Genomic DNA, 24126 nt, shown 5'->3' with positions numbered 1-24126 from the left:
ATTTTTAATAGAGGTTCAGAATATGAAAAATATTGTTTCTAAAAAATTAGCTGAGAATGTTCGTGATGGATTGGTGAGTTATTATTTGGGGCATATTGCAAAAACAGCTAATGTGCCAGATTTAAAAACGCCAGATGATTTGTATCAATATTTACTTATTGATAATCAGGTATCTAGTCAGGTTAATACTAGTGTCGTTGCACAAGCGATTTCCAGTGTTCAGCAATATATTAATGGCATTATGCTTAACATGGAACCAGGGTATGATTATCAATATGAAGATAAAGTAGAAAAATGGAATAATGTTTTAAGCCAATATAATATTTGGGCTGGTTTTCAACAATTATGGAATTATCCAGAAAATTATATTAGCCCTATATTACGTCAAAATAAAACAAGTGATTTTAAGGAGTTGGAGGATAATTTAAATAAAGGGAAATTGAGTGATGAAGTTGTTCAGGAAGCCATATTAAATTATTTAAATAAATTTGAAGAGATAAGTAACTTAGAGTTAATGAGTGGCTATATCAATACGACTAAAAAATTGGCTCCTGCTCAGGCTGAATATTATTTCATTGGTAAAATGAATATCACGCCAGGTCAATATTACTGGCGATCGCTGAATATGGCTAATCGAAATATGCAAGATGTCATTAATCCTACGGCTTGGAAAGAATGGGAGAAAATTGGCATTCCTGCTACCGGGGAAGTAATTAAGATCCGGCCAATTGTTATTGATGGTCGTCTTCATATTGTCTGGTTGGCATATGAAGCTGATAATAATAAACAAGAAAATTATTATAGTATTAATTTGATATATCGAAAATTTAATGGTGAATGGAGCCTTCCAAATAAATTACGTACTTTTACTGGTGATAAAAATAAAGTTAATAATGGCTTTGAATTAATTGCATTAATGGATTTGCGAGCTGAACCTGTATTAATTATTTCTGCTATTTATGAAACAGAAAAATCAAATAATAATATATCAAAAGAAGATCATCATCCGTACTCTTGTAATTTACTGTTTAACGAAGTTCCTATGCCTCTGGTTGGTGATAAGTCATTAGATCTCTATGTTTATCAACAGATTAAATCTAATCCTACGGAAGATCTTACACAATCAAATATGTTGTCAGCTTATTTTGGCGATACTTATAAATTAGTTGATAAACCGGTTTATCAGGAGTCAGGAAGTCATTCTGGGCTTGCGACAGGGAAAATGACACTATTTGCTGAAATGGGCAGTAGAAAACTACGCCTTAGTGGTAATAATAGTTTGTCAATTGGGAAAGAGGTTATTAAGTCTGTAGTATGTGATATTGATCTTAAAAGTAAATCGAGTGAAGCAGGAAAGGTTAATATTTCACTCGCTGATGGCGATAAAGAAAATAATGGAAAAATAACCGTTTCTGTCGTGGTGACTATTAATGATAATAGTTATGCGTCAGGTGACTATTTTTATATTATGTTTAATTCCAGTCAAAGTGGCTATCCTGAGCTAAATGTTAATTTTTCTGAATGGGGAGAAAAACAGGGTAATGCCTATCATTTTACCAAAGAAATGGAAGTGCCATTGTCTGGATTGCAAGAGGCTAAAGTATTCAGTTCAGAGATTAATAAATCTGGTGGTAAACTTGTTGCATCTGGAGATGGAACGCCAAAAGTAGATATTAATCATTCAGGTTATAGGGAGGCTGATTTTTGTTTATGGAATACTAAGGGAGGGAGCGATAGTTTATTATATTCGAAACGCCAATTACTCAATGGAAATAGTCTTATTCCTACGGTAGAACTTGATCTCGATGAAATAAATGGTAATGATTCAAGTGTATTTTTAAAATTAGGTTATAAAAAAGAGGGGGAAGATGCGGACTTAGGTTATAACTATTATGAAGTTAAATTAAGTAAAACTTCCTATCCTAATTTTTTATTGGCTTATGATAAAAAAACGCAAGCACAGTATCTGGATATGACTGAATTACAATTTAAATATCGGTCTATCAGATTAAATACCTTATTTGGCAAGGAGCTTATTGCGCGGGCTAACCATTCTATTGCAGATGTATTGAGTTGGGAGGCGCAACATATTAAAGAGCCGCCTATTCCGAGGAATGGTGAAAATAATGATTCGGCGCTTAACGGAGCTAATAGTATTTATTTTTGGGAGCTTTTCTTCCATGTGCCTTATTTAGTTGCTTATCAACTCAATGCTTCACAACAATATCAGGATGCTCAAAATTGGTTGCATTATATTTTCAACCCAGGAGTAAAAAATAAGATTAATGGTAGTCCAAACTATTGGAATTGCAGCCTGTTAGAGGTTTCCCAAGATAGCTCAGTACAACTAAAAGGATTACAAGATCCAGATGCGATAGCTTATGCAGATCCGGTACATTATAAGAAAGCCATATTTCAAATGTATGTGCAGAACTTAATTGATTTTGGTGATAGTTTTTATCGCTTTCTGACCAATGACGGACTTAATAATGCTAAATTACGCTATCTTCAAGCACGGCAATTACTGGGTCCCAGACCTGATTTTGATTTGGTTAGTCATTGGCTACCGATTGAATTGGCAGATGTCACTTCTTCAAAGAATAATAAATTACGCGAATTTGAGAGTAATATTGATCCAGACATATTAATTGATCTTCCAGCCACTAAAGTCGGTGCTCATACGGCGGTGGATAATGCTGTTTTCCGAGTGCCTTTAAACAATGATTTATTGTGGTATTGGGATATTTTATCCAGCAGATTTTATAATTTGCGCCATAACTTAACTTTAGATGGTAAACCTTTGTCGTTACCATTATATGCAACACCGGTTGATCCAAAAAATTTGCTCGCTTTACTGGCGAACGGTGGATCATTATTGGCGGCAGGTAGTACGGGTATTTTGAATATACCGCCTTATCGTTTCCGGGCATTATTACCCAGCGTTTACCATGCGGTAGATACATTAAGTCATTTTGGCGATTTACTCTTGAGTGCGCAAGAACGTAAAGATCGCGCAGAACAGGAAGAGTTGAATCAATTACATTTGAATGAGTTAGCGATTTTCACTATTTCATTGCAGAAAGATGCTGTCTCAATTGCTGAAAAAGGGAAAGAGGCATTATTAAAAAGTCAGCAGACATTACAACAGCGAATTGATCATTATAAGAAGCTTTATGATGAAAATATTTCTACAGATGAAACTAATGCGCTGAATTTACAAGGTACGGCAAAAATTATTTCTTCTGTTGAGGAAGGAATGTTAACTGCCGCCGGCGCCGCTTCGTTGATACCTAGCATTGTGGGAACGTCATTTGGTGGACAACGATGGCATATGCCGCTTGTTTGTTCTGCGGGTATTACACGTACTGCATCATTAATCATGCAAATGGCGAGTGATACATTGAGTGTTAAAGCGGGTTATAACCGGCGACGTGAAGAGTGGGAGATTCAATATAAACAGGCGGAAAGCGAGCTGGAAATGTTGAAAAAACAGCTTGAACAGCAAGAGGCGCAAATCTCCGCCGCGAATACAACGCTACAGCAATCTCAGGCTCAACTGCAAAAAGAGCAGGATATGTATCAGTTTCTTACTGTGACCAGAGTAACGAAATCTTCTCTTTATCAATGGCTGAATGATCAGATGATGTCATTATATCGTCAGGCTTACGATGCAGTGCTTTCGTTATGTTTAAATGCACAAGCATGCTGGCAATATGAAATGGGGGATTTTGCCACACAATTTATTGTGCAAAATGGTTGGGACGATAACCATAATGGTTTATTGGTAGGTGAAAAGATTAAATTGAATCTACTGAAAATGGAATCTGCTTATTTGAATCGTAATGAACGACGTTTAGAGTTAACTAAAACGATCTCGTTAAAAAATCTATTATCTGATACCAAAAAATGGGCAGAGATTCAATCTGAACTTAAAACCGGTGAAGGAATCACATTTATATTGAATGAAAAATTATTTGATCAAGATTATGCCGGGCATTATTTACGTCAAATCACTTCTGTATCGGTTACGCTGCCAACATTAATGGGTCCTTATCAGGATATTAAAGCGACCTTAACTCAAACGAAAAGTTATACCTTGAAAACGCCGGATATTAATGGTGTGAAATATTTACTGTCAAATAAGGAGGGCGATAATCAGCAAATTGTCACCAATTTGAGAGCGAGTCAACAAATCGCACTGTCATCAGGTATTAATGATAGCGGTACATTTAATCTTAATTTCGCTGATGATCGCTATTTACCTTTTGAAGGAACCGGGGCGGTTTCTGACTGGAAACTCACCTTCCCATCATCGGCAACAGACAGTATACAGCGAGATATTCTGGATAATTTGACCGATATTATTTTGCATGTACGTTATACCGCGAAGGATGGAGGAGAGGCATTTTCTAGTCAGGTAAGAGAACTACTTAAATAATATGTTTATTTGTCGCTATTTTTGTATTTAATATTTAATCAGGAATCTGGTAAGTTTATTTCCATTATTTGCCAGGTTCTTGCTGTTTTAATTGGGGATTGAGATATGATGAACAGTACATTAAAAATTGCCGGCCATGTGGCTGTTGTCACTTTTGACCTAGAAATAGAGATGTTTCGCGGTGAGTTTGTCGGGTTAAGTGGTGGTGCTGACTTTTACGCTTATAACATTGGTGAGTTGAAGGAAGAGGGCGTTAAATCTCTGGTTATCTTCTTTGATGAGTGTAAAAAAGATGGCATAGAACCTTACAAATTGTATAGAGGTAATGAAATCAGGGGCTTTTAAGTAAAAGTGAAATTCAGCATGCTAAGCACTGGATCTCACTTTTGAGAGAGAGTTAAACGGCAGGTAATGCGGTTAAAGCGACTTCTGGCATATGCCGGATATACACACCTGCATGAGCCATCATCGCAATCAGTTTATCCACACTGAAAAGCTGTATTTTCCCCCTGGCAAGCTCTGAAATACGGGGTTGGGTAACCCCTAGCATTCTGGCGGCTTCAACTTGGGTAAATTCCCGTTTTGTTATCCATTCATTCAGCATATTCATTAGCTGCGCTCGGATTTTCATGTTTTCGGCTTGTTCCGGTGTATCACTGATCGCGTCCCATACGCTTTCAAAAGTCTGCATTCTCATGATTTCCGTTCCTGTATCAGTGCTTTAACGTGTTTTCTGGCAAGTACCGCATCCTGCTTACTGGTTGTCTGTTTTTTCTTTTGGAAGCAGTGCAGTACTTAAATTGCGAGCCTGAATTTTAGTTTCAAGTTTTTTGGTTAAATCACCGTTAGAAATACCAGCCTCTTCCAATTCTTTGGCAAAGCCAAGCATTTCGTTCAATTTAGTGCTCACTTTCACCTCTACTAAAAGTCTTGGTTCGAGCATTTTTTTATCATCATACTTCAAAAGTTCTGCGGTAATGTCTTTTTTTCATTATACAGGCCACCACTTGGCGGCCTTTTGATCGGAAAGTCAGGATTTTTTGCAATCAAATTAACGGCTGCTTTGCTCTGCCAAAATAAACATCCCAAACGGATGAATTTCCAGATAGTAATTATCGCCGACATTGGGTTGCAATTGGGTGGCGTTAATCTGCAATAACAGCGTTTGCCCTTGCCAATCTACGGTGACTTCATATTGTGGCCCCATGTAAGCTACATGGCTGATGGTGCAGCGTTGGCTGATATTTCCATCCCGGTTCAGGGTAATGGCTTCCGGTCTGACGCCTACCGTTACCGATTGTCGGTTGGTGGTAAAGTTTGCTGGCCGTGGCAGGCGATATTGGAAAATCTCGACATAATCAGTCGCTAAAGTCGCCGGGAAGATATTGGCATCTCCCATAAAACTTGCCATAAACTCAGATGCTGGCTGGCGATAGAGTGTTTGTGGCGTGCCAATTTGCATGATTTTACCTTTATTCATCACCAGTACCGCATCGGAAACGGCAAATGCTTCACTTTGATCATGAGTAACATATAGCGAGGTGATATTAAATTGTTGCTGTAATTCGCGGATTTTCTCGCGCATGCTGCGGCGCAGATTGGCGTCAAGGTTACTCAGCGGTTCATCGAAAAGTAAGACTTTTGGTTTGAGAATCAGTGCGCGAGCGAGAGCGACACGCTGTTGCTGACCACCAGAGATTTGGTCTACATAACGATCTTCAAAACCGCCCAAATCCACCAGCTCCAGTGCTTCTTTAACCCGTTCGCGTATCTCCGCTTTAGGCCGCCCTAGCATTTTCAGCCCGTAACCAATATTTTCCCCTAGCGACATATGCGGGAACAGGGCGTAGGACTGAAATACCATGCAGATATCCCGTTGCTGGATAGAGCGATCCGTAACGTCTTCACCATCAATGAAAATCTTACCTTCACTCGGTTTTTCCAGCCCGGCAACCAGACGTAATACGGTGGTTTTACCGCAGCCGGATGGTCCTAACAGTGTGACCATATGTCCCTGTGGAATAGATAGTTCCAGATTATCGATCACGGTGTTGCTACCGAACCGTTTGGTTACATTTTTCAGTTCGACAAAATTTTGTTGTGTCATGTCGTCACTCCGTGATTACTGTGTATTTTTGGCTTTGGAACGAGAGATCCGCGCTTCGCCAATCAGATAGTCAAATAAGAAAATAATCGCCAGCATAACTACAATCAGGATCGAGCCATAAGCGATAGCAACCCCGTATTCACCATCTTCCACTCGATTCAGAATATAGGAGGTGGCTACGCGGGTGTCTGGCGTCACCAGAAAGACAATCGCGCTGACGGTGGTAATCGCACGAACGAAGCTGTAGATCAGTGCGGATAAAATCGCCGGGCGCAGTAAGGGTAACAGTATATGGAAGATGGTTTTCATCGATCCGGCGCGTAAGCTGAGCGAGGCTTCATCCAGTGATTTATCAATTTGTCCAAGACCAGCAATACCGGCACGGATACCTACCGGCACATTGCGCATGGTCATGGAGATAATGACGATGGCTGCGGTTCCGGTGAGATAAAAAGGTGAATCGTTGAAGGCCAGAATGTAGGAAACCCCAGCGACGGTACCCGGTACAGCGAAGCACAGCATGGTAGTGAATTCGATAGTTTTTTTGCCGCGAAATTCTTGGCGTACAACGATGTAGGCAATTAGCAAACCAAGGAGTGCGGTAATGGGGGCGGCGATACCGGCGTAGAGCAGGGTATCCAGTAGTGATGGCCATGCGCCATCGTGCAGACCTTGACCGAACAGTTTGATGAAGTTATCCAAGGTCAGTGTGTAATCCACTCCCCAGTTGACGGTGAAACTGCCGTAGAAGATGCTGCCGTACAGCAGAATGTTAAACACAACCCAGATAAATAGGGTGGCGCAGACACCCCAAACCAGTGAAGTTGGCAACGGTTGTACATCACCACGATAGGATTTGCCGGAAACCGTGACATAGGAACGTTTACCAATCCATAGGTACTGAACGCAGAAGATCAATAGCGAGAAGACCAGCAGCGAAGCGCCGAGAGTGCTGGCGGCTTGATAGTCGAGTTGAGAACCGGTGATATAGAAATAGATCTGGGTCGCCAGTACGTCAAAGCTACCGCCCAGTACCAATGGATTACTGAAATCGGCCAGCGACTGGACAATGACAATCAGGAAAGAGTTCGCCAGTGCCGGTTTCAACAGCGGAATAAAAACATTGAAGAACGTCTGATAGCGGTTAGCGCGTAGAGTGTAAGAAGCTTCTTCCAATGAAGGATGGATGGTTTTGATGGCGCCATCAAGGATCATAAATGCCATTGGTGTAAAGGCTAGAACTTGCGCCAGCCAGATCCCGGTAAAGCCATACAGCCAGTTAGTATTGGTTAAGCCAAACCAAGTTGCCATAAATTCAGTGATGTAACCGGAACGGCCCATCATCAGGGTGACGCCTAAACCGACCACAAACGGCGGCGTGACGATAGGTAAGATGGAAAATACCCGGCCAATAATGGCGGAACGGCGGGCGATTCTGGCGGTATAAATTGCCAGCACCAGCCCGAAGAAGGTGCAACCTGCGCCAACCGCCAGAGAGAGTAGAACGGAGTTGATGATAACCTGAATAATATGTGCCTGCCCCAGGATCGATATAAAAGCAAATGGGGCAAACTGACCGGCATCATCCGTAAACATCGGAATAAAGATGGCAATACTGGGATAAAGGATAAATATGCCGATGAGGGCAATAACCGTGACCAATGATCCGATAACAAAACTATCGCCGCCTAGCCACTCAAGGCGAGACAGGGCCAGAGTAATAATCGCGCCCAGCGAGATAAACAGGAAAATCGTAGAGTAGCCCAGTCCGCGACCGATAATAGCGGCACTGATAACCACAAACAGAGCGCATAATAAGGCATAACCAGCGTCAAAATAGTGGCGGTGAGGTTGATTGCGGTTTGCTGGTGTGAATGGACGTAGTAGTAGCGCTGAGGGTAGCAGAAACCACAGTAAACTGATGTTTAACCCGTTCCAGCCATAGGCGGCGAGAAGTTCATCTTGAGTAGAGTCGAAAAGGCCGTAATCCAGGCTCCATGATGGCAGAAGCGCGAAAGCCAGCCACATCAGGGCAATCCACCAGAACACGGCATCCTGCTTCTGTCTGATAGGCAAGGTAAAAGCGTGAGACATAATTTCCCTCTGTTTTATTATTATTGTGTGGTAGCAGCAGTAAGAAGCTATCCTCATAAGGCGTTATTGGCGCGGGAAAAATAGGGCAGCCTGATGGTAGCTTCTAAGGGCGGGGGTGATCCGCCCTTGACTGACTTTATTTAGCCATTTTCACTTCTGTCACCCATTTGGTAATTAACTCTTTGCGTACATCGCTGGCGCCATATTTATCCATGTCGTAATTGATCAGTTTCAGATCGGATAATTTAAGCGCCAAAGGAGACGCTTTCGCCTTGGTATTGGTCAGGATCTGATAAGCTTTTCCTTTTTTCCAACTCAATTCCTGAGCTTCTTTGGATAACACCCAGTCAACAAACAGTTTGGCGTTGTCCATATTGCGAGCATTTTTGATGATACTTACGCCGCCGATTTCATAACCGGTACTTTCACATGGCGCGATAAGTTTTAGTGGGGCGCCATTTTCTACTTCCAATGAGTAATCATGTAGGAAACCGATACCAATCGCGGATTCGCCACGGGCGGCATTTCGTGCCGGTGCAATGCCGGATTTGGTGTACTGAGAAATGTTGGCGTTCAGTTTTTTCAGATAATCAAATGCCTGATCTTTGCCCCATAGCTGAACAAAGGTTGCTAACGCGGTGTAAGCGGTGCCTGAACTTTGAGGATCAGCAATCTGAATTTCGCCTTTATATATTGGTTTGGTGAGATCTTTCCAGCAGGTTGGAATCGGCAGATTTTTCTCTTTTAGACGTTCAGTATTGACGCCATAGCCAAGAATACCGACGTAAACGGCGGAGCTGTAGTTGCCTTTACGTTTAGCCGGGTCGCGGAATTGCGGCATGATTTGCGTCAGATTCGGGGATTTATAAGGTTCTAGCAGATCCATCTCTCCTGCTTGAGATTGCGGGTCTAAGGTACCACCGTACCAAACATCCGCTTGAGGGTTGCGTTTTTCGGCTTCAATTTTTGCCAAGGTGCTGCCTGAACCATTACGGACAAAAGTGGTTTTTACATTGTATTTTTCTCCGAATGCTCTGGTTTCAGCTTCACACAGGGCGTTAGTGGCGCTGCAATAAACGATTAAACGTCCGGCGGCCTGAGCGCTGTTGGTAAATGCGGCAACCACCAGACCGGCTGCGATAAGTGTAGAGAGAGGTTTCAGTTTCATTATTTTATCCTTAGTATTCAAAACTGCTTATTATTGGAAAGCGGCGATGCTACCCCTGCCATATGTTCCCTTTTACCAACGTCTGCCATTAACAGCGGCATCAACAGCAAACCCATCATGGCGGCTGCGGCCGTGAGCAGGGCAAACATTCCCGACCAGCCATAATGGGCAACCACCTGACTTAGCGGCCAGCCTGCGATTGCTGCGCCCAGGTAGGCGTACAATCCCAGGTAACCTGTGACGGTGCCGGCCGCTTGTTTATGGCAATATTCTGTTGCTGCCAACCCAATGAGCATTTGCGGGCCAAATACAAAAAAACCGATACTGAAAAAACAGACTGCCAACAGCGCGTAGTGATGGATGGGAGTGAGCCATAATGCGGTGACAGCCATAAATAGCCCAAGCGCAAACAGGAGAATCATTGGGGCGCGTTGGCCGCGGAACAGTAAATCAGATCCCCAACCGGAAAACAGAGCACCGGTTAAACCACCGAGTTCAAACAATGAGAGCGTTGCATTGGCACTGAGCAGATTGGCGCCATGTGTTTCTGACAACCACAGATTTCCCCAATCATTAATCGCCATCCTGATGAGATAGACCAGAATGTAGGAGAATCCCAGTAGCCAGATAGTTCTGTTAGTTAAGATCGTATCCCGCAATATCTGCATCATCGGCATGGGGGGCGATAGCTGTTCGTGCCGAAGCTCCAGTGAGTCCTGCCGCCACTGCCCCACACTGGGCAAACCTTGCTGTTGTGGCGTGCCGCATAACTGATGACAGAGCCAGACGCCCAATAAAATGCCGATAATTCCCGGCATCATCAACGCTGTTTGCCAGCCATAAGTTGTCGCCAGAAAAGCGGACAACATCGGGACAGTAATGCCGACGATATTAATGGAGGTATTCCAGTATCCCCACCAGAAGCCTCGTTCATTGCGGGAGTACCAATGTGTCAGCAATCTGGCGCAGGGCGGCCATCCCCAGCCCTGAAAGAAGCCGTTCAGTGTCCAGATGATCAGCAGTGCGGAAAATGATGAGCAGAAAGCGAAGATAATGTTTAACACACCCGTCATCACTAATCCGGCACCCATAAACCAGCGATAACCGGTGTGATCATGAAATACGCCGGAAATAAATTTTGAGCTACCGTAAGCCAGATAGAACAGGCTGGTTATCCAGCCAATATGCCCTTTATCCAATCCCAGTTCCAACTGCATAACCGGCATGACAAAGTTGAAGCTTTTTCGCGTCAGATAAAATGCGGCATAGCCAATGATCATGGAAATCAGCAAACGGCTGCGCCAGCGGCGATAGTGTTGTGAAATCTGTTCCTGGCTGGTGGTTTGCATACCCGGCTCCTCCATGAAAAGGAATATAAAGAAACGTTAATGAAAATGGATGGGATAAGGTTTTAGGCCACTAGGAATAATTCCTAGTTATGCTTGATTTTCATCAGAATTTGTGGGCAGCTTAACAATTATGCGCGTACCGTTATCATTGCTTAATTGCCAATCTCCACCTAACGCGCGGATACGTTCTTCAATACCCTGGAGGCCAAATCCGCCTTTTCTTTTATCTTCTGTAATGCCGATGCCGTTATCACTGATTCTGAGTTCAATCATATCCCGGTGTTGCCGCAGGATGATGGCGATTCGAGTCGCTTTGGCATGTTTGCTGATGTTGTTCAGTAACTCTTGCACCAGACGGTAAAGGGTAAAAACCACCGTTTCATGAGTTGGATTTTGAGGAAGCTGGTAATTCAACTGGCAATCAATATCTCGTTCTTTAAATGCAAATTCATGGATCAGATGGTGAAGCGCTTTTTCTAAGGACATCTCTTCCAAAACCGGTGGGCGCAATTGGCGTAATAATTGGCGGGTAGATTGGTGGATCTGTTGGGCTAGATTATTGATTTGTCCTGCGATCATTTCTGCTGCCGGGGTGGTGGCGGTACGTTTTATCAGCGTTGCCTGAATTTGAATGGCAGTAATATTCTGGCCGATTTCATCATGTAACTCGCGGGCAATACTTTTACAAACGTCTTCTTCTGTGTGAACCAGTTGCTTCATCAGATTATGGCGGGAGGTTAACTCCTGCTCTAAGAGTTCACGGTAGCGTTGCAAATTCTCAGCGAGCTGTTGTTGACGGCTGATTGCTATCCCCAGACCTATGCCTAATAACGCCTGAATGGTCAGGAACATTTCCAGTTCGCTTAAATCGTTAAAAGCGCCATTGAATTGCCGCGCTGACGTGATCATCAGACTCCCTAGCAAAGCGGCCAGTACGCCGCCTTGCCAGCCATAACGGTAGGCCATAAAGACATTAGGGATAAAGATTAGAATCACCAAAAGATTCTCAATTTCTGGTGACATAAAGATCTGGGCGCTCAGCCCTAGCAAGCAGAATAGACAACACCACATCAACAAAGAAGGGCGTAACTGCGGATCGGGATTGCTCGGTTGCAGTATGTTTTTTAAATGTTGCTGACGTAGATATTCATAGATCAGATAAACAAACGGTGACAGTAAAACACCACCGGTTAACGAGGTGAGAAACAGGTGGCTGGCGCCGGCAGTTAGCGTAAATCCCAGACAAATAGCCTGCAACATGCTATTGGCGGCTACGCCAGCCAACAGAATCGAGAGCCGTTGCCAATACAGGGTATAGCGCCACCAGAATTGTTGCACGATAAAGGTGGGTATTAGGCTGAGAAAGGGAGATAACAGAATGATATTGTGGGTAATAAGTTGTTCGCTGCCAAGCCATAGCAAAATGATAATCTCAGTGGCTAATAAGGTTGGCAAGTAACGACGTCCCAGTAGGATAAACAGTGCCAGCCGTAAACCTTGTGGCAGAAGTAGCGCAGCTTGTTGCCCATTGTCATTCAGGTAGAAGCTGATGGTCCACAGAGCAAGCCAGCTCAGTGAATAAAAGATCAGCAGAAAGAGTGATAACAGGCCGAATCGTGATCCTCTGTTCATGGATTCCCCATCAGAATCTGGTGTTGCAGGGCGTAATGAACCAGATCAATGGTGCTATCACACTGGAGTTTGCTAAGAATATTGGCACGATGAACATGAACAGTCTTATGACTGAGATAGAGTTGTTCTGCGATAGTTTTAACATTAATGCCATTGATAAGCAGATCAAATATTTCCCGTTCTCTGGGGGTTAGAACTTGCAGTGCTGTAACTTTCTGTGAGGTTTGACGCAGTGCTTTTAGCGCATCAGCACATAAATAGCATCCCCCTTGATGTACGGAGCGTACTGCCTGTACCAACTCTTCCGGGCCGCATCGTTTGGTGAGATAGCCGCAGGCGCCGGCATCCAGCGCGCTTTGGACAAATGCGGTGGTGTCATAAATGCTGAGAATAATAGTGCGAAAATCAGGCCGTTTTTGCCGTAACCGGGTGAGTAGGTGCAAACCGCTTTCATCGGGCATGGCGATATCCATCACGGCAACGTCAATCGGGGTTCTGAGTAAACCCGACCAAGCTTCGCTGGCACTGGCGTATTGCCCGGCAATTTCAAGATCATTTTCAAGCGTCAGTAATTGGGCAAAACCGGAACGGACGACTACGTGGTCGTCAATAAGTGCAACTCTAATCATAATTTTTTTAATGAATAATGCTAGGTACAATAAGTTGCATGATGTGCAGGAAAGGCAGGTTGTGCAAATTAATAAGTTGAATTTGTAAGAAAGCTAACAAATTTAGTGAGTTGTCGGATGGCTAAGTAGATGGAGGGAGTTGTTTCAGGCCAGTTGCTTCGCGTATTGCTTTCACATCAATTTCCGTGAAAGTGTAAACGTGTTCCGGTTTTGGCGTCAGTTCACCTTTTTCAATTTTCACTATTTCTTCCGCACTGGCTAGCAGATCGGCAAACAATTCGTGTTTCATAAATACCTCGGTTGGCTATTTCAGTAAATCACATATGATATTTTCATCACACAGTTTAACCTTGCTTGTTGTTTCAACAATTAATTTAATCCAAAAGATTGAACTGATTGGAAAAAAAACCGATATCCATCTATAAGTTAATGACTATTAAGCCACACTCCGTCAGTCAATTACTTTATGGAGCCAATTATTCGTGAATATTATTAAAATTCCTCCCATACCTAACCCATTCCCGTATATGTCACATCCATTAGTTAATGCGGAAGATCCGGAAAATTGTGAGATTGAAATAGCTACGCGTGAATATGCGGATCGCTTTCGCTTATATAGTAACGAAACACAGAGGCAACGTTTATGGCAAATGGAAAGCGCGCGGTTGGCGGGGTTAATATATCCAAAGGGGAGCAAGGAATTGCTACAAGTGGGCTCAGATTTCGTAATGTGGGGTTTTGCCTATGATGATGAATATTGTGATGAAGGGCCATTAAGCGTAAATCCCGCCGCTTTTATCCATAATGCGGCTCAGCTACAGCGTGCTCTTGAATCTCCTGAATATCCCGTCAACAATGACCGTTACGCAATGGCAATGCGCGACTTGCGTATTCGATTAGATCGCTATGCATCCCCTACTCTAGCAGGCCATTTTTTTGAAGGAATGCGTACTTACATCATGGCTGAAATGTGGAAAGCGGTGGAACCAAAACCTTTGCTCGACGATTATTTGGTGATGCGTATGTATGGTGGGGGTAGTTGGGCATATCCTGTGCTCAACCATATTATTGCAGGTATTAATATTAGCCAAGATGAGTTTAAAGATCGCCGAGTTTGTGCATTGTCAGAGATGATAAGCAGCTTAACTGCATGGGATCTCGAGCTCTACGCCTATATTAAGGAGCAAGCACGGGCGGTGGATGATAAGCAGCACAATGTAATTAGTGTCATGTGTCGACAATATGGTTATACGGTTGAACAGAGCATGGAGCATTGTTGGGAATTACGTTGGCGGGTAGTTAGTTTGTTCTTGCGGTTACAAAAAGAGGTACTGATTACCGCATCTCCTGAAGTTCGTGATTACATTAATGGATTGACTACCTATTACAGTGGCTGTTTGCTTTGGGTTCGGACTTGTAAGCGCTATTGTTCTATCAGTGGTCTTTCCTACGACAATCTATTTGAAGGGGGAGAATTCACCGATATTCTGCCGCCGGAAAGTTTCGAATCGCTAGGGCTTCCTTCCTTTGAGTGGTGGTGGGAATACGATCCGGCTCGTAAAACTCATATGAATTAACCTGCGAGATCATGACAAGATGGTCTACACCATGCTATCAGGACAACTTTTGCTGACCGAACTGAGCGCGGTGCGACCCAACTGCCGATCAGGCGCTATTTCGACGTCGATATAAAAAACTTCGCCCCGGAGATAAATCACTGTTTGCCAGTGATTGTTAATATGCTTCCACTTCTTATTGCGTGCGAAACCCTTTGTCTGCAAGGGACAACGAGCGGAGAATATCATTAGTGAAAGCATATCAACAGACAGTATCGGAATGGTTGCACCTTGTTGGTGAGCGCCAAGGCGTGGCTTTGAGCCTTGGCGGCGATGGTCACTGTACCGTGCCTTTCGGACAAGGTGGAGAGTGCATCGTTGAAGTACCGGATAATGACGATGTTCAGGCATTTTATCTCTATATTCCTTTGTTGCGATTGCCTGTAGATGAACCGGGCCAGTTGATGCTGACTCGGGCTGCCCTTGAACTGAATATGTTCGGTCTTACCACCGGCGGCAGCCAGATCAGTTTGGACAGTCGTACTAATTATCTGGTGTTGAGCTTCTCTGCGTTGATCGAGATGTTCGACGAAACCGCATTTATGCAGACTCTGGGTGAGTTTCTCGATCTTGGAGTCAGCTTGCAGGCCCAGTTTCAGGTGATCAACACCCAGCAGAACGGAGCATCATCTGCGCTGCATCCATTACCCGGCTCAGCCATCGTATGCTGAATTTCGGTCATCTGAATAACCAAGGAGAATAATAAGATGTCTATTCAAGGTATTGGGCACACTCCCAACGTCACGGCATTGGCGCCCCTTTCGAACGGAGAAGTACAGACGCCGTCTCGCAATAACAATGTGCATCATCAGCTTGCTTCCCATTACACCAGCACTGGTCTTAGTACTCAGGTGTCGCCGGGCAAGGTGCTGACTACTACACTGAAATATCTGACATTGAGTGCCCCAGCCCGCAAGATTGGCACTGCCATACAGGGAGGACATGACTCCCATGCGCAGAGTGCTAAAGGTAAGGCGCGTTACTGGACTGGGGCTATTATCAAGGGCTTGGCTAATATTACTGGCGGCGCCAGTAGCGTAACAAGTGGCGCTATTTCGGTCGGGGTTGCAGGCGTTAAAAATCTGGCGGAATCCACAGGGCGTTTGCTGGCATCCTCTACCTTGGGGCTGGCTGGAGCGGGCGCGAAGGGAATCTCGCATCTACCGCTTGGCGCGTCCGATCGTTTGCAGGCTGGAACGCGTGCCGAGCAATTGCTGAATTCTGCCAAGGTGATCGCCAAACCCGCATTTGTGGCTAAAGCGGAACAAGAGCCGTTGAATGCTGTGGGAGCTAAAGCAGTGATGGATGCGGCCCAATTGGCGAGAATCAGTTGCTCCAGTAGCTATCGGGATATGCCGGCAGGTTACAGCCATGCCACTCTGGCTGATATTCCTTCCTCGATATTGGCTCGCCGGAAAGATGACACTGGCGGGACCGGCAGTGAGTTAACTCTGCATGTTCGTCCCGGCAAGGGGGCGAATGATCCTTTAATCCTTGAGGGAGATGCCTGGTCTGCGCTCAAGGTTGCGGTCTACAAGCGTGAAGATACGATGGTGCTTTCCTTCGTGGGCACTCAGCCAACCAAGCGTCCAGGTACGGTGAAGAGCGATGTCGGCGCTGCTTTAGGGATCAAGGATAGCGCGTTTCAGGATGCTGACCGCTTGGTCAAGGCTTTTACTAAACAATATGGCGGCAAGGTTGAGGTTCTGGGCCACTCTTTGGGCGGCGGGCTGGCGCAATATGCGGGTATCAAACATGGGATCAAGGTTACCGCATTCAACAGCATGGGATTGCATGTAGGATTGCGGGATCGGTTGGCCGACAAGTTGGATAGCGCCAACGTCACCCACATCAATACCAGTAGCGATCCGCTGAGTCAAAAGGTCGAACATGGCGTTTGGGGGCTGGATGCTTCTTCTCAGGTAGGCAAGCGTTATGTGATTGAGCATTCAGGTGGTCACCGTATGGAGTCGGTGACCGCAGGTTTGGAAGCCTTACTGGCTTGACGACTCGATATGTCATGGACAACGCCTCTTGGGGAGGCGTTGTCGCAGCCAACAGACATTGTATTTAACGCCATTGCGCGTTATTTCAGCGCCTTGAGGATTTGCCAGGCCGCTTTGATACGTGCCTCGTTGGGGTAGTTTTTGTTGGCTAGCAGCACAATCCCCATTTGCTCTTGCGGCACAAATGCGACATACGCGCCGAAGCCATTGGTGGAACCGGTTTTATTGATAAAGAGCGCATCCGTTGCCGGCTCTGGCGGCGATAGTTCCGTGGCTTTATTGGCTTGATAAGCGATCTGCGCCGAGTTGCCGCTCAGTACCTGCTCAAGGGTAACGGGCCAGTGATAAAGCTCCCAGCCCAGCCCTTGCATCATCTCACCCACCCGGTAATAGCCGGTATGGGTTGCCCGAATGGCCTGCGCCAACTTGCTGTCACCTACGCGGGAAGGATCGATATTCGCATCAACGAAGCCGATCAGCTCTTGTGCGCTGGTTTTCAGACCATAGGCTTCCTCATCCAGCACGCCCGGGGTTATGCGAATCGGTTTATTCTCTTTTGAATAACCCAATGCATAATTTTTCATCTCCTGAGTGGGCACGTTAAACCAAGTATGGTGCAGACCAAGCGGTGAAAGGATCTGGTTTTCCATCAGTATTGAGTAAGGTTTTTCAAGGCGTTGGGCAACGATATAGCCCGCAAGGCCAATGCTGGGATTGGAATACTGGCGGTAGGTTCCGGGTGTGTACTTTGGCTGCCAGTGCTGAAACCAGTTCACCATTTTGCTATTGCTGTCGATCTCATCAGGGAATTGTAACGGCAGGCCGCCCGCGGTATAGGTGGCAATATTCAGCAGGTTTATGTTGTCAAAGGCGCTGCCTGCAAGCGGTTGAAAATATTGGCTGGCCTTATCGGAGAAGGAAATGGCTCCCGTCACCTGCGCCCAAGAAATCAGGCTGCCGGTAAAGGTTTTGCTGATCGAACCTAATTCAAAGATTGTCTCTTTGGTGACCGGTGTGTTGCTCTCTTTTGACGCGTCACCGTATTGATAGAAAAAATGTTGACCGCGGAAAGTCACCGCAATCGCCATTCCTGGAATGTCATGTTCCTGCATCAGGGAGTGTATGGTCTTATCAACAGTATTTGTCAGACGGGTCTGATCGGGTGTATTCGAGGCTTGAGCGCCGAGAGAAGCGGCAAGCAGCAGCCCGCCAGTCAGCACCGAAAATCGTTTTGTCATGTGGCGTGTCCTTAATTACAGTGAGATCTTTCGGTTCTGGATATTATCAGGATTTTTACATCTAATCTTAAAGTTGTGATCCTTATCACCTGACGAAATAAAACTTTGTACTTGGTGCTTGAAAAGCAAGCGCTTTCGTTTCTTTATATCAATTATGATCCAAAAGTCGGATAGAAACTCATTTTTGGGTAAATAGTCAGTAACCAGAGAATTTGGTATTTCCTTTCGTTTTGTTTCTAATCGAAACCTTTTATGCCGATTTTTGTCTATATAATAGACTGTAATAGCGATCACAATTTCATTTAATTGCTTTTGCTGTAATTAAATCGAAAGAGAGAGAAAGCAATTCATCACAGGTAACGTAGGTTTATTGCTAAAAATCTGAGGAGTATAGCGGAATGGCCGTGGATACCGTAAAGAGACGTGAACAGATTATCGACTTGCTGTGTCATGAGGGCAGCGTGCGTGTTGAGCATCTAAGCACCCATTTTGGGGTTTCCAGCGTCACTATCCGTAATGACCTGCGTTATCTGGAACAAAAAGGTTGCGCATTGCGTTCTTATGGCGGCGCCATGTTGAATCAGCAATTCGCCTTTGATCGCCCCTTGCAAGATAAAGGTCGGATAAATCGTGATGTGAAATCGCGCATTGCGGCCAGGGCGGCACAGTTTGTTCAGGATGGAGATGCCCTGATCCTTGATTCCGGTTCGACTACCACGCAAATTGTGCCATTTCTTAAAGAGCGGCGTGATTTGGTGGTCATGACTAACGCGTTGAATATCGCTTATGAACTGGCGGGATTTGACCGAATGGAGGTGATGGTGCTTGGCGGGAGTGTGCGTCAAAACTCCTACTCGCTCTATGGTCCGGCGGCGGAACAGCAATTGCGTCAATATCGCTTTGACACCCTATTTCTTGGCGTCGATGGTTTTGATCTGGAAGCAGGGATAACCACGCCACATCCCGGTGAAGCCCACCTGAATCGCGTAATGTGTGAGGTGGCGCATGAAATTATCGCTGTGGTGGATGCCAGTAAATTTGGGCGCAGAAGTTTTTGCATGATCCGTCAAGCCGGACAGATTCATCGGCTGATTACTGACAGTCGGATACCCGATAACTACAGGCGGGCATTAATTGAACTCGGCGTGGATGTGATTATTGCCGACGAATAGTTCTTACAGAGATTCTTGCCCGCATGGGAGGCGCCATGCAGTCACTATTACAACTTATCCGTCGTCACAAATCAGGTGAAGCAGTGGGGATCTATTCGGTCTGTTCCGCTCATCCTTGGGTATTGGAAAGCGCTTTGCGCGTCGCTAAAGAGCGTAAAACCTCGGTGCTGATTGAAGCAACCTCTAATCAGGTCAATCAGTTTGGTGGTTATACCGGGATGCAACCAGCTCAATTCCGGGATGCAGTTTGGCAACAGGCCGATCGCATCGGTTTACCGCGTGATCGTGTTTGGTTAGGAGGCGATCATCTTGGACCGAATGTTTGGCAGGATCTTCCCGCTGAACAGGCAATGAAACTGGCTGAAACGTTGATACACGATTATGTGGCGGCGGGGTTTCGTAAGATACATCTCGATTGTTCGATGTCTTGTCTGGATGATCCAACACCGCTTGGCGACAAGGAGGTGGCGGTACGTGCAGCGCGTTTGTGTCAGGTGGCGGAACGTTGCTGGCAGCAGGTGGGGGGAGAACCACCGGTTTATGTGATCGGTACCGAGGTGCCGGTGCCGGGCGGAGCTAAAGAAGCATTAGCTGGAATGCAAGTCACGACGCCTCAGGCAGCGGCTACAACGTTGAGTGTACATCAACAAGCCTGGCAATTGGCTGGATTGGAGCCGATATGGCCGCGGGTGATTGCGCTGGTGGTGCAGCCGGGTGTGGAGTTCGATCACCATCATATCGAACATTATCAACCTGAACGTGCAGCGGCACTCAGTCAATATATCGAATCTCAACCCTATTTAGTCTATGAAGCCCATTCCACTGATTATCAAACAGCGCAAGCTTACCGTGAATTGGTACGTGATCACTTTGCGATTCTGAAAGTCGGTCCGGCTTTGACTTTTGCCCTACGTGAGGCGCTGTTCGCACTCGATAAAATCGATGGTGAATGGAATGGGGAACCGGGCGCGGCTCATCTGTGCGCCACGTTAGAACAGGTCATGCTTGAGCAGCCGGAGCACTGGAACCGTTATTATCATGGTACACCGCATCAACAGTTTATTGATCGTCAATACAGTTTGAGTGATCGCGTTCGTTACTACTGGCCGCATCCGCAAGTACAACAGGCAGTGAATACCTTGATGGATAACCTGCGTTGTCGCCCGGTTTCCCTTTCACTACTGAGTCAGTACCTGCCTGAACAGGCGCAGGCGGTTAATGCCGGAAGGTTGGATAATGACCCACACGCTTGGGTGCTCGATAAAATTCGTTCTGTGCTGTTGAGCTATGCGCAGGCTTGTGAGCCTGAGGTACAAGGAGTTTTAGCATGAATGAGCTGTTTTCCTATACCGAAGTCTGGTTGCGTGAGCATCATGCGTTGCATACTGCCAGAGAGATTCATCAACAGCCTGAGCTTTGGCGTCAGTTATATCAAAATCTGCAACGTGAGGAAGCGTTGTGGCGATCCTTTTTGCAGCCTTTGTTATCGGATTCAGAGTTACAGATAGTGTTATGTGGCGCAGGTTCCTCCGCGTTTATCGGGCGCACGCTGGCGCCTTGGTTGCGTGAGCAGTGCGGATTGAATGTGGTTGCGTACAGCACAACAGATATTGTGCCTTCTCCTTTGCAATATCTCGATCCAACACGTTCAACCTTGCTGATTTCCTATGGGCGATCAGGCAATAGCCCGGAGAGCGTGGCGGCGGTAAAACTGGCGGATCAGCTTCTGCCACGCTGTTATCACCTGATGCTGACCTGTAATCCCGGCGGCGCATTGGCGCGTTATGCCGAAGGGCGCACTCATGTCTGCTCGTTGAATATGCCACAGGGTTCTCATGACCAGAGTTTTGCTATGACGTCCAGTTTCAGTTGTATGACGTTAGCAACAGTCTTGCTGCTAGGGCCGTTAACGTTGGAACAGAGTGGGGCGTCGTTGATGGCGATGATTGCGTTGTGTGAGCGGGAAAGAGAGCAGTGGCAGGCTCAGATTAAGCGGCTGGCCCGCAGTGGTTTTAAACGCATGATGTGTCTGGGTTCCAGTTGTTTTACTGGAATAGCCGAGGAGGGGGCGCTCAAGATGCTGGAGTTGACCGCCGGGCATGTCGCTACCCGTTACGATTCGTCAATGGGAGTGCGTCATGGGCCGAAGTTTATGATCGAACGGGATACGCTGGTGGTCATGATGCTCTCTGCTGATCAGTATCGTCGTCGTTATGATCTCGATCTATGGCATGAACTGAATCATGACGGATTGGCGTGTCAAATTGTTGCACTGAGCGGCACTCAGGGGAAAGGGTTCACAGTGGTTAACAGTGAACAAGATGATATCTGGTTGTTGTTCCCCTATTTGATATTTTTGCAGATGTTAGCGTTTGAAACCTCGCTGGCACTGGGCATAACGCCAGACAATCCATGTCCGACAGGGGAGGTCAATCGTGTGGTGAAGGGGGTAGAAATTTATCCCTATCATCCACCGTATTCACAAAGAATAAAATGTAGCAGGAGTGATTATGTCGATACCGAATATTTTAATGACCCGAATTGATAACCGGTTGGTGCATGGTCAAGTTGGTGTGACCTGGACCAATTCCCTGGGGGCCAATTTGGTATTGGTGGCTAACGATCACGTTGCCGGTGATTTGATGCAGCAAAATCTGATGGATATGGTGGTTTCTGATGGGGTTCAGACGCGTTATTTCACCCTGCAAAAAACCATTGATGTGATTCATAAAGCGGCTGAGCGCCAGAAAATTTTCATTGTCTGTAAAACGCCGCAGGATGTACTGACGCTGATAAAAGGTGGTGTGCCGATCCATTTCGTTAACGTGGGTAATATGCATTTTGCTGAAGGAAAGCGTCAAATCCATAAGACGGTTTCGGTTGATGACAATGACGTGATGGTGTTTCGTGAATTGGAGCGACTGGGCGTTACTTGTGAAATACGGAGAGTGCCTGACGAAGCGGGAGAACCTATCATTAAGTTGCTGGCTTGAGGGGTGAGTTATGCTGATTGATGCGATATTGATTGGGTTACTGGCTGGATTGGCCGGGGTGGATCTGTTCGATGGCTTGACTCATTTTCATCGTCCAGTCGTGATTGGGCCGTTGGTTGGGCTGATTTTAGGGGATGTACAGACGGGTTTGTTGGTTGGAGGGTCACTGGAACTGGTCTGGATGGGCATGGTGCCGCTGGCAGGCGCTCAGCCGCCAAATGTGGTGATTGGTGGTGTGATTGGTACGGCATTTGCTATTTTGACTCATGCTGATCCTAAAGTCGCGATTGGTATAGCGGTGCCATTTTCCATTGCGGTGCAAGGCTGCATCACCCTGCTGTTTACGGTGTTCTCACCCATGATGCATAAATGCGATCAGATGGTGAAAGCGTTGAACTGGCGCGGTGTGGAGCGCGTGAACTATTTGGGTATCGCTATTCTGTTTTGTTTCTACTTTATCGTGGCATTTCTACCGGTCTATTTCGGGGCCGATGTCGCCAGCGTCATGGTAAAGAAGGCGCCGCAATGGTTGTTGGATGGTCTGGCGGTTGCGGGGGGCATGATGCCGGCGATCGGTTTTTCTATGCTAATGAAGATCATGATGAAAAAGACTTATATTGCTTATTTCATTTTGGGTTTCATTTCAGTCACATTCCTTAATATGCCGATTATTGCTGTAGCGCTTGGCGCTTTTGCGATTGCACTGATCGATTTCTTTAACCGTTCCCGTATGGAAGAGGCCGCTGAACGCAGCGTACCTACCACTCAATCTCAGGAGATGGAAGATGGCATTTAACGACACCGATGCGGCTATGGCCGCCAAAGCTGAGAGCAGGATGGCGCAGGCGCTGGCAACCAGTCAGGTTGAGCAGGATGACTATCAGGACACGATACCGAGCGAGGATCTGACCAAAGGCGATTTGAACCGTATGGCGTGGCGCTCTTTGTTGCTACAGGCATCATTTAACTATGAACGTATGCAGGCGGGAGGCTGGTTGTACACCTTGATCCCCGGTTTGCGTAAGATCCACAAGAATCCGCAAGATCTGGCAAATTCGATGAAGATGCATATGGAGTTTATCAATGTGCATCCGTTTGATGTCACCTTCCTGTCTGGATTGGTGCTGGCAATGGAGAGGAATAAAGAGAAAATTTCCACTATTCGCGCGGTGAAAGTGGCGCTAATGGGGCCGTTAGGTGGGATTGGCGATGCATTATTCTGGTTGACTCTGCTACCCATCTGCGCAGGTATCGGGGCCTCTCTGGCGCTACAGGGCAGTCTGTTCGGTCCCATTATATTCCTGTTGTTGTTCAATATCGTACATTTCGGCTTGCGTTTTGGTCTGGCGCATTATGGCTATCGTGCAGGAACCAGCGCGTTGGCATTGTTGAAAAAGCATACCAAGAAGATCTCCCATGCCGCTTCGATAGTCGGAATGACGGTAATCGGGGCGTTAGTGGCTTCCTATGTCCATCTCTCGACGCCGGTGGTGATAAACGCCGGTAAGGCCAGTGTGGCGTTGCAGAAGGATGTGTTGGATAAACTGATGCCGAATTTGTTGCCGTTGTGTTTCACTTTGTTGGTGTTTTGGTTGATGAAAAAAGGATTTTCCCCGGTCAAATTAATTGGTTTGACCGTCGTGATCGGGATTGTAGGAAAGTTTGTTGGTTTTCTTTAATAAAC

At 45.9% G+C, this 24126-nt stretch carries 20 protein-coding genes and 2 pseudogenes; 11 read left to right on the top strand and 11 right to left on the bottom strand.

The features are described from left to right. Window positions 1-22: 22 nt before the first annotated feature. Both V2H77_RS20615 and V2H77_RS20610 read left to right on the top strand, forming a co-directional pair. Complete coding sequence (locus V2H77_RS20615; protein ID WP_341500305.1) at window positions 23-4438, top strand: Tc toxin subunit A-related protein; 4416 nt, start codon at window positions 23-25, stop codon at window positions 4436-4438. Between the two features lie 105 nt (window positions 4439-4543). Continuing rightward, entirely contained in the window at window positions 4544-4783 is a 240-nt protein-coding gene (locus V2H77_RS20610; RefSeq protein WP_341500304.1) for a type II toxin-antitoxin system HicB family antitoxin, read from the top strand. A gap of 52 nt (window positions 4784-4835) precedes the next feature. Here V2H77_RS20610 and V2H77_RS20605 read toward each other — a convergent pair whose 3' ends face one another. The 10 genes and pseudogenes from V2H77_RS20605 to V2H77_RS20565 form a co-directional block, all read right to left on the bottom strand. Then, window positions 4836-5135 carry a helix-turn-helix domain-containing protein gene (locus V2H77_RS20605; protein WP_341500303.1) on the bottom strand — a complete coding sequence of 100 codons (300 nt, stop codon included), beginning with the start codon at window positions 5133-5135 and terminating at the stop codon, window positions 4836-4838. Further along, window positions 5132-5233: pseudogene (locus V2H77_RS23715) on the bottom strand (type II toxin-antitoxin system RelE/ParE family toxin); the annotation flags it as partial. The pseudogene V2H77_RS23715 and the gene V2H77_RS20605, both read right to left, overlap by 4 nt. After that, window positions 5193-5402: a hypothetical protein gene (locus V2H77_RS20600; RefSeq protein ID WP_225816766.1), complete on the bottom strand. Its 210-nt coding sequence runs from the start codon at window positions 5400-5402 to the stop codon at window positions 5193-5195. The pseudogene V2H77_RS23715 and the gene V2H77_RS20600, both read right to left, overlap by 41 nt. 87 nt (window positions 5403-5489) lie before the next feature. Beyond that, entirely contained in the window at window positions 5490-6545 is a 1056-nt protein-coding gene (fbpC, locus tag V2H77_RS20595; RefSeq protein ID WP_088371419.1) for a ferric ABC transporter ATP-binding protein, read from the bottom strand. A gap of 15 nt (window positions 6546-6560) precedes the next feature. After that, window positions 6561-8639: an ABC transporter permease gene (locus V2H77_RS20590; RefSeq protein ID WP_341500302.1), complete on the bottom strand. Its 2079-nt coding sequence runs from the start codon at window positions 8637-8639 to the stop codon at window positions 6561-6563. A 136-nt stretch (window positions 8640-8775) separates the two neighbouring features. Beyond that, window positions 8776-9807 (bottom strand): ABC transporter substrate-binding protein, encoded by a 1032-nt coding sequence (locus V2H77_RS20585; RefSeq protein WP_341500301.1) that lies wholly within the window; start codon window positions 9805-9807, stop codon window positions 8776-8778. Between the two features lie 17 nt (window positions 9808-9824). After that, a complete protein-coding gene (gene uhpC / locus V2H77_RS20580; protein WP_341500300.1) occupies window positions 9825-11171 on the bottom strand; it encodes an MFS transporter family glucose-6-phosphate receptor UhpC in 1347 nt (448 codons plus the stop codon). A 72-nt stretch (window positions 11172-11243) separates the two neighbouring features. After that, window positions 11244-12788 (bottom strand): MASE1 domain-containing sensor histidine kinase, encoded by a 1545-nt coding sequence (locus tag V2H77_RS20575; protein ID WP_341500299.1) that lies wholly within the window; start codon window positions 12786-12788, stop codon window positions 11244-11246. Next, window positions 12785-13417, bottom strand: coding sequence for a response regulator transcription factor (locus tag V2H77_RS20570; RefSeq protein ID WP_049583308.1), 633 nt, complete (start codon window positions 13415-13417; stop codon window positions 12785-12787). The genes V2H77_RS20575 and V2H77_RS20570 overlap by 4 nt, the downstream gene beginning before the upstream one ends. Before the next feature lie 139 nt (window positions 13418-13556). Next, window positions 13557-13706: pseudogene (locus V2H77_RS20565) on the bottom strand (NadS family protein); the annotation flags it as partial. Window positions 13707-13899: 193 nt separating this feature from the next. Here V2H77_RS20565 and V2H77_RS20560 point away from each other — a divergent pair. From V2H77_RS20560 to V2H77_RS20550, 3 genes are all read left to right on the top strand, one after another. Next, entirely contained in the window at window positions 13900-14994 is a 1095-nt protein-coding gene (locus V2H77_RS20560; RefSeq protein ID WP_341500298.1) for a terpene synthase family protein, read from the top strand. A gap of 230 nt (window positions 14995-15224) precedes the next feature. Further along, window positions 15225-15704, top strand: coding sequence for a CesT family type III secretion system chaperone (locus V2H77_RS20555; RefSeq protein WP_341500297.1), 480 nt, complete (start codon window positions 15225-15227; stop codon window positions 15702-15704). A 36-nt stretch (window positions 15705-15740) separates the two neighbouring features. Next, window positions 15741-17039: a phospholipase gene (locus V2H77_RS20550; RefSeq protein ID WP_341500296.1), complete on the top strand. Its 1299-nt coding sequence runs from the start codon at window positions 15741-15743 to the stop codon at window positions 17037-17039. Between the two features lie 80 nt (window positions 17040-17119). Here the strand turns inward: V2H77_RS20550 and ampC are convergent, their stop codons facing one another. Then, entirely contained in the window at window positions 17120-18277 is a 1158-nt protein-coding gene (gene ampC, locus V2H77_RS20545) for a class C beta-lactamase (protein ID WP_341500295.1), read from the bottom strand. 398 nt (window positions 18278-18675) lie between these two features. On the opposite strand from ampC, the gene agaR reads away from it, so the two are divergent. From agaR to V2H77_RS20515, 6 genes are read left to right on the top strand one after another with little or no spacing between them, the layout of a single operon-like run. After that, window positions 18676-19449: a transcriptional repressor AgaR gene (gene agaR / locus V2H77_RS20540; RefSeq protein WP_265377861.1), complete on the top strand. Its 774-nt coding sequence runs from the start codon at window positions 18676-18678 to the stop codon at window positions 19447-19449. A 35-nt stretch (window positions 19450-19484) separates the two neighbouring features. Beyond that, on the top strand, window positions 19485-20780 hold the full coding sequence (locus V2H77_RS20535) for a D-tagatose-bisphosphate aldolase, class II, non-catalytic subunit (protein WP_341500294.1): 1296 nt from the start codon (window positions 19485-19487) through the stop codon (window positions 20778-20780). Next, window positions 20777-21994, top strand: a complete 1218-nt coding sequence (locus V2H77_RS20530; RefSeq protein WP_341500293.1) for an AgaS family sugar isomerase — start codon at window positions 20777-20779, stop codon at window positions 21992-21994. Before V2H77_RS20535 ends, V2H77_RS20530 begins: the two co-directional genes overlap by 4 nt. Continuing rightward, window positions 21960-22442 carry a PTS N-acetylgalactosamine transporter subunit IIB gene (gene agaV, locus V2H77_RS20525; RefSeq protein WP_341500292.1) on the top strand — a complete coding sequence of 161 codons (483 nt, stop codon included), beginning with the start codon at window positions 21960-21962 and terminating at the stop codon, window positions 22440-22442. Before V2H77_RS20530 ends, agaV begins: the two co-directional genes overlap by 35 nt. Window positions 22443-22452: 10 nt before the next feature. Next, the gene (gene agaW / locus V2H77_RS20520; RefSeq protein ID WP_341500291.1) at window positions 22453-23238 is read left to right on the top strand and encodes a PTS N-acetylgalactosamine transporter subunit IIC; all 786 of its coding nucleotides are present in this window, start codon (window positions 22453-22455) and stop codon (window positions 23236-23238) included. Next, on the top strand, window positions 23228-24121 hold the full coding sequence (locus tag V2H77_RS20515; protein ID WP_341500290.1) for a PTS system mannose/fructose/sorbose family transporter subunit IID: 894 nt from the start codon (window positions 23228-23230) through the stop codon (window positions 24119-24121). Before agaW ends, V2H77_RS20515 begins: the two co-directional genes overlap by 11 nt. The last annotated feature ends 5 nt before the right edge of the window (window positions 24122-24126 follow it).

This window comes from Photorhabdus sp. P32, assembly GCF_038085095.1.
Lineage (GTDB): Bacteria > Pseudomonadota > Gammaproteobacteria > Enterobacterales > Enterobacteriaceae > Photorhabdus > Photorhabdus luminescens.
The sequence above is the reverse complement of the archived record's forward strand: the minus strand, read 5'-3'. Positions and strand labels throughout refer to the sequence as shown.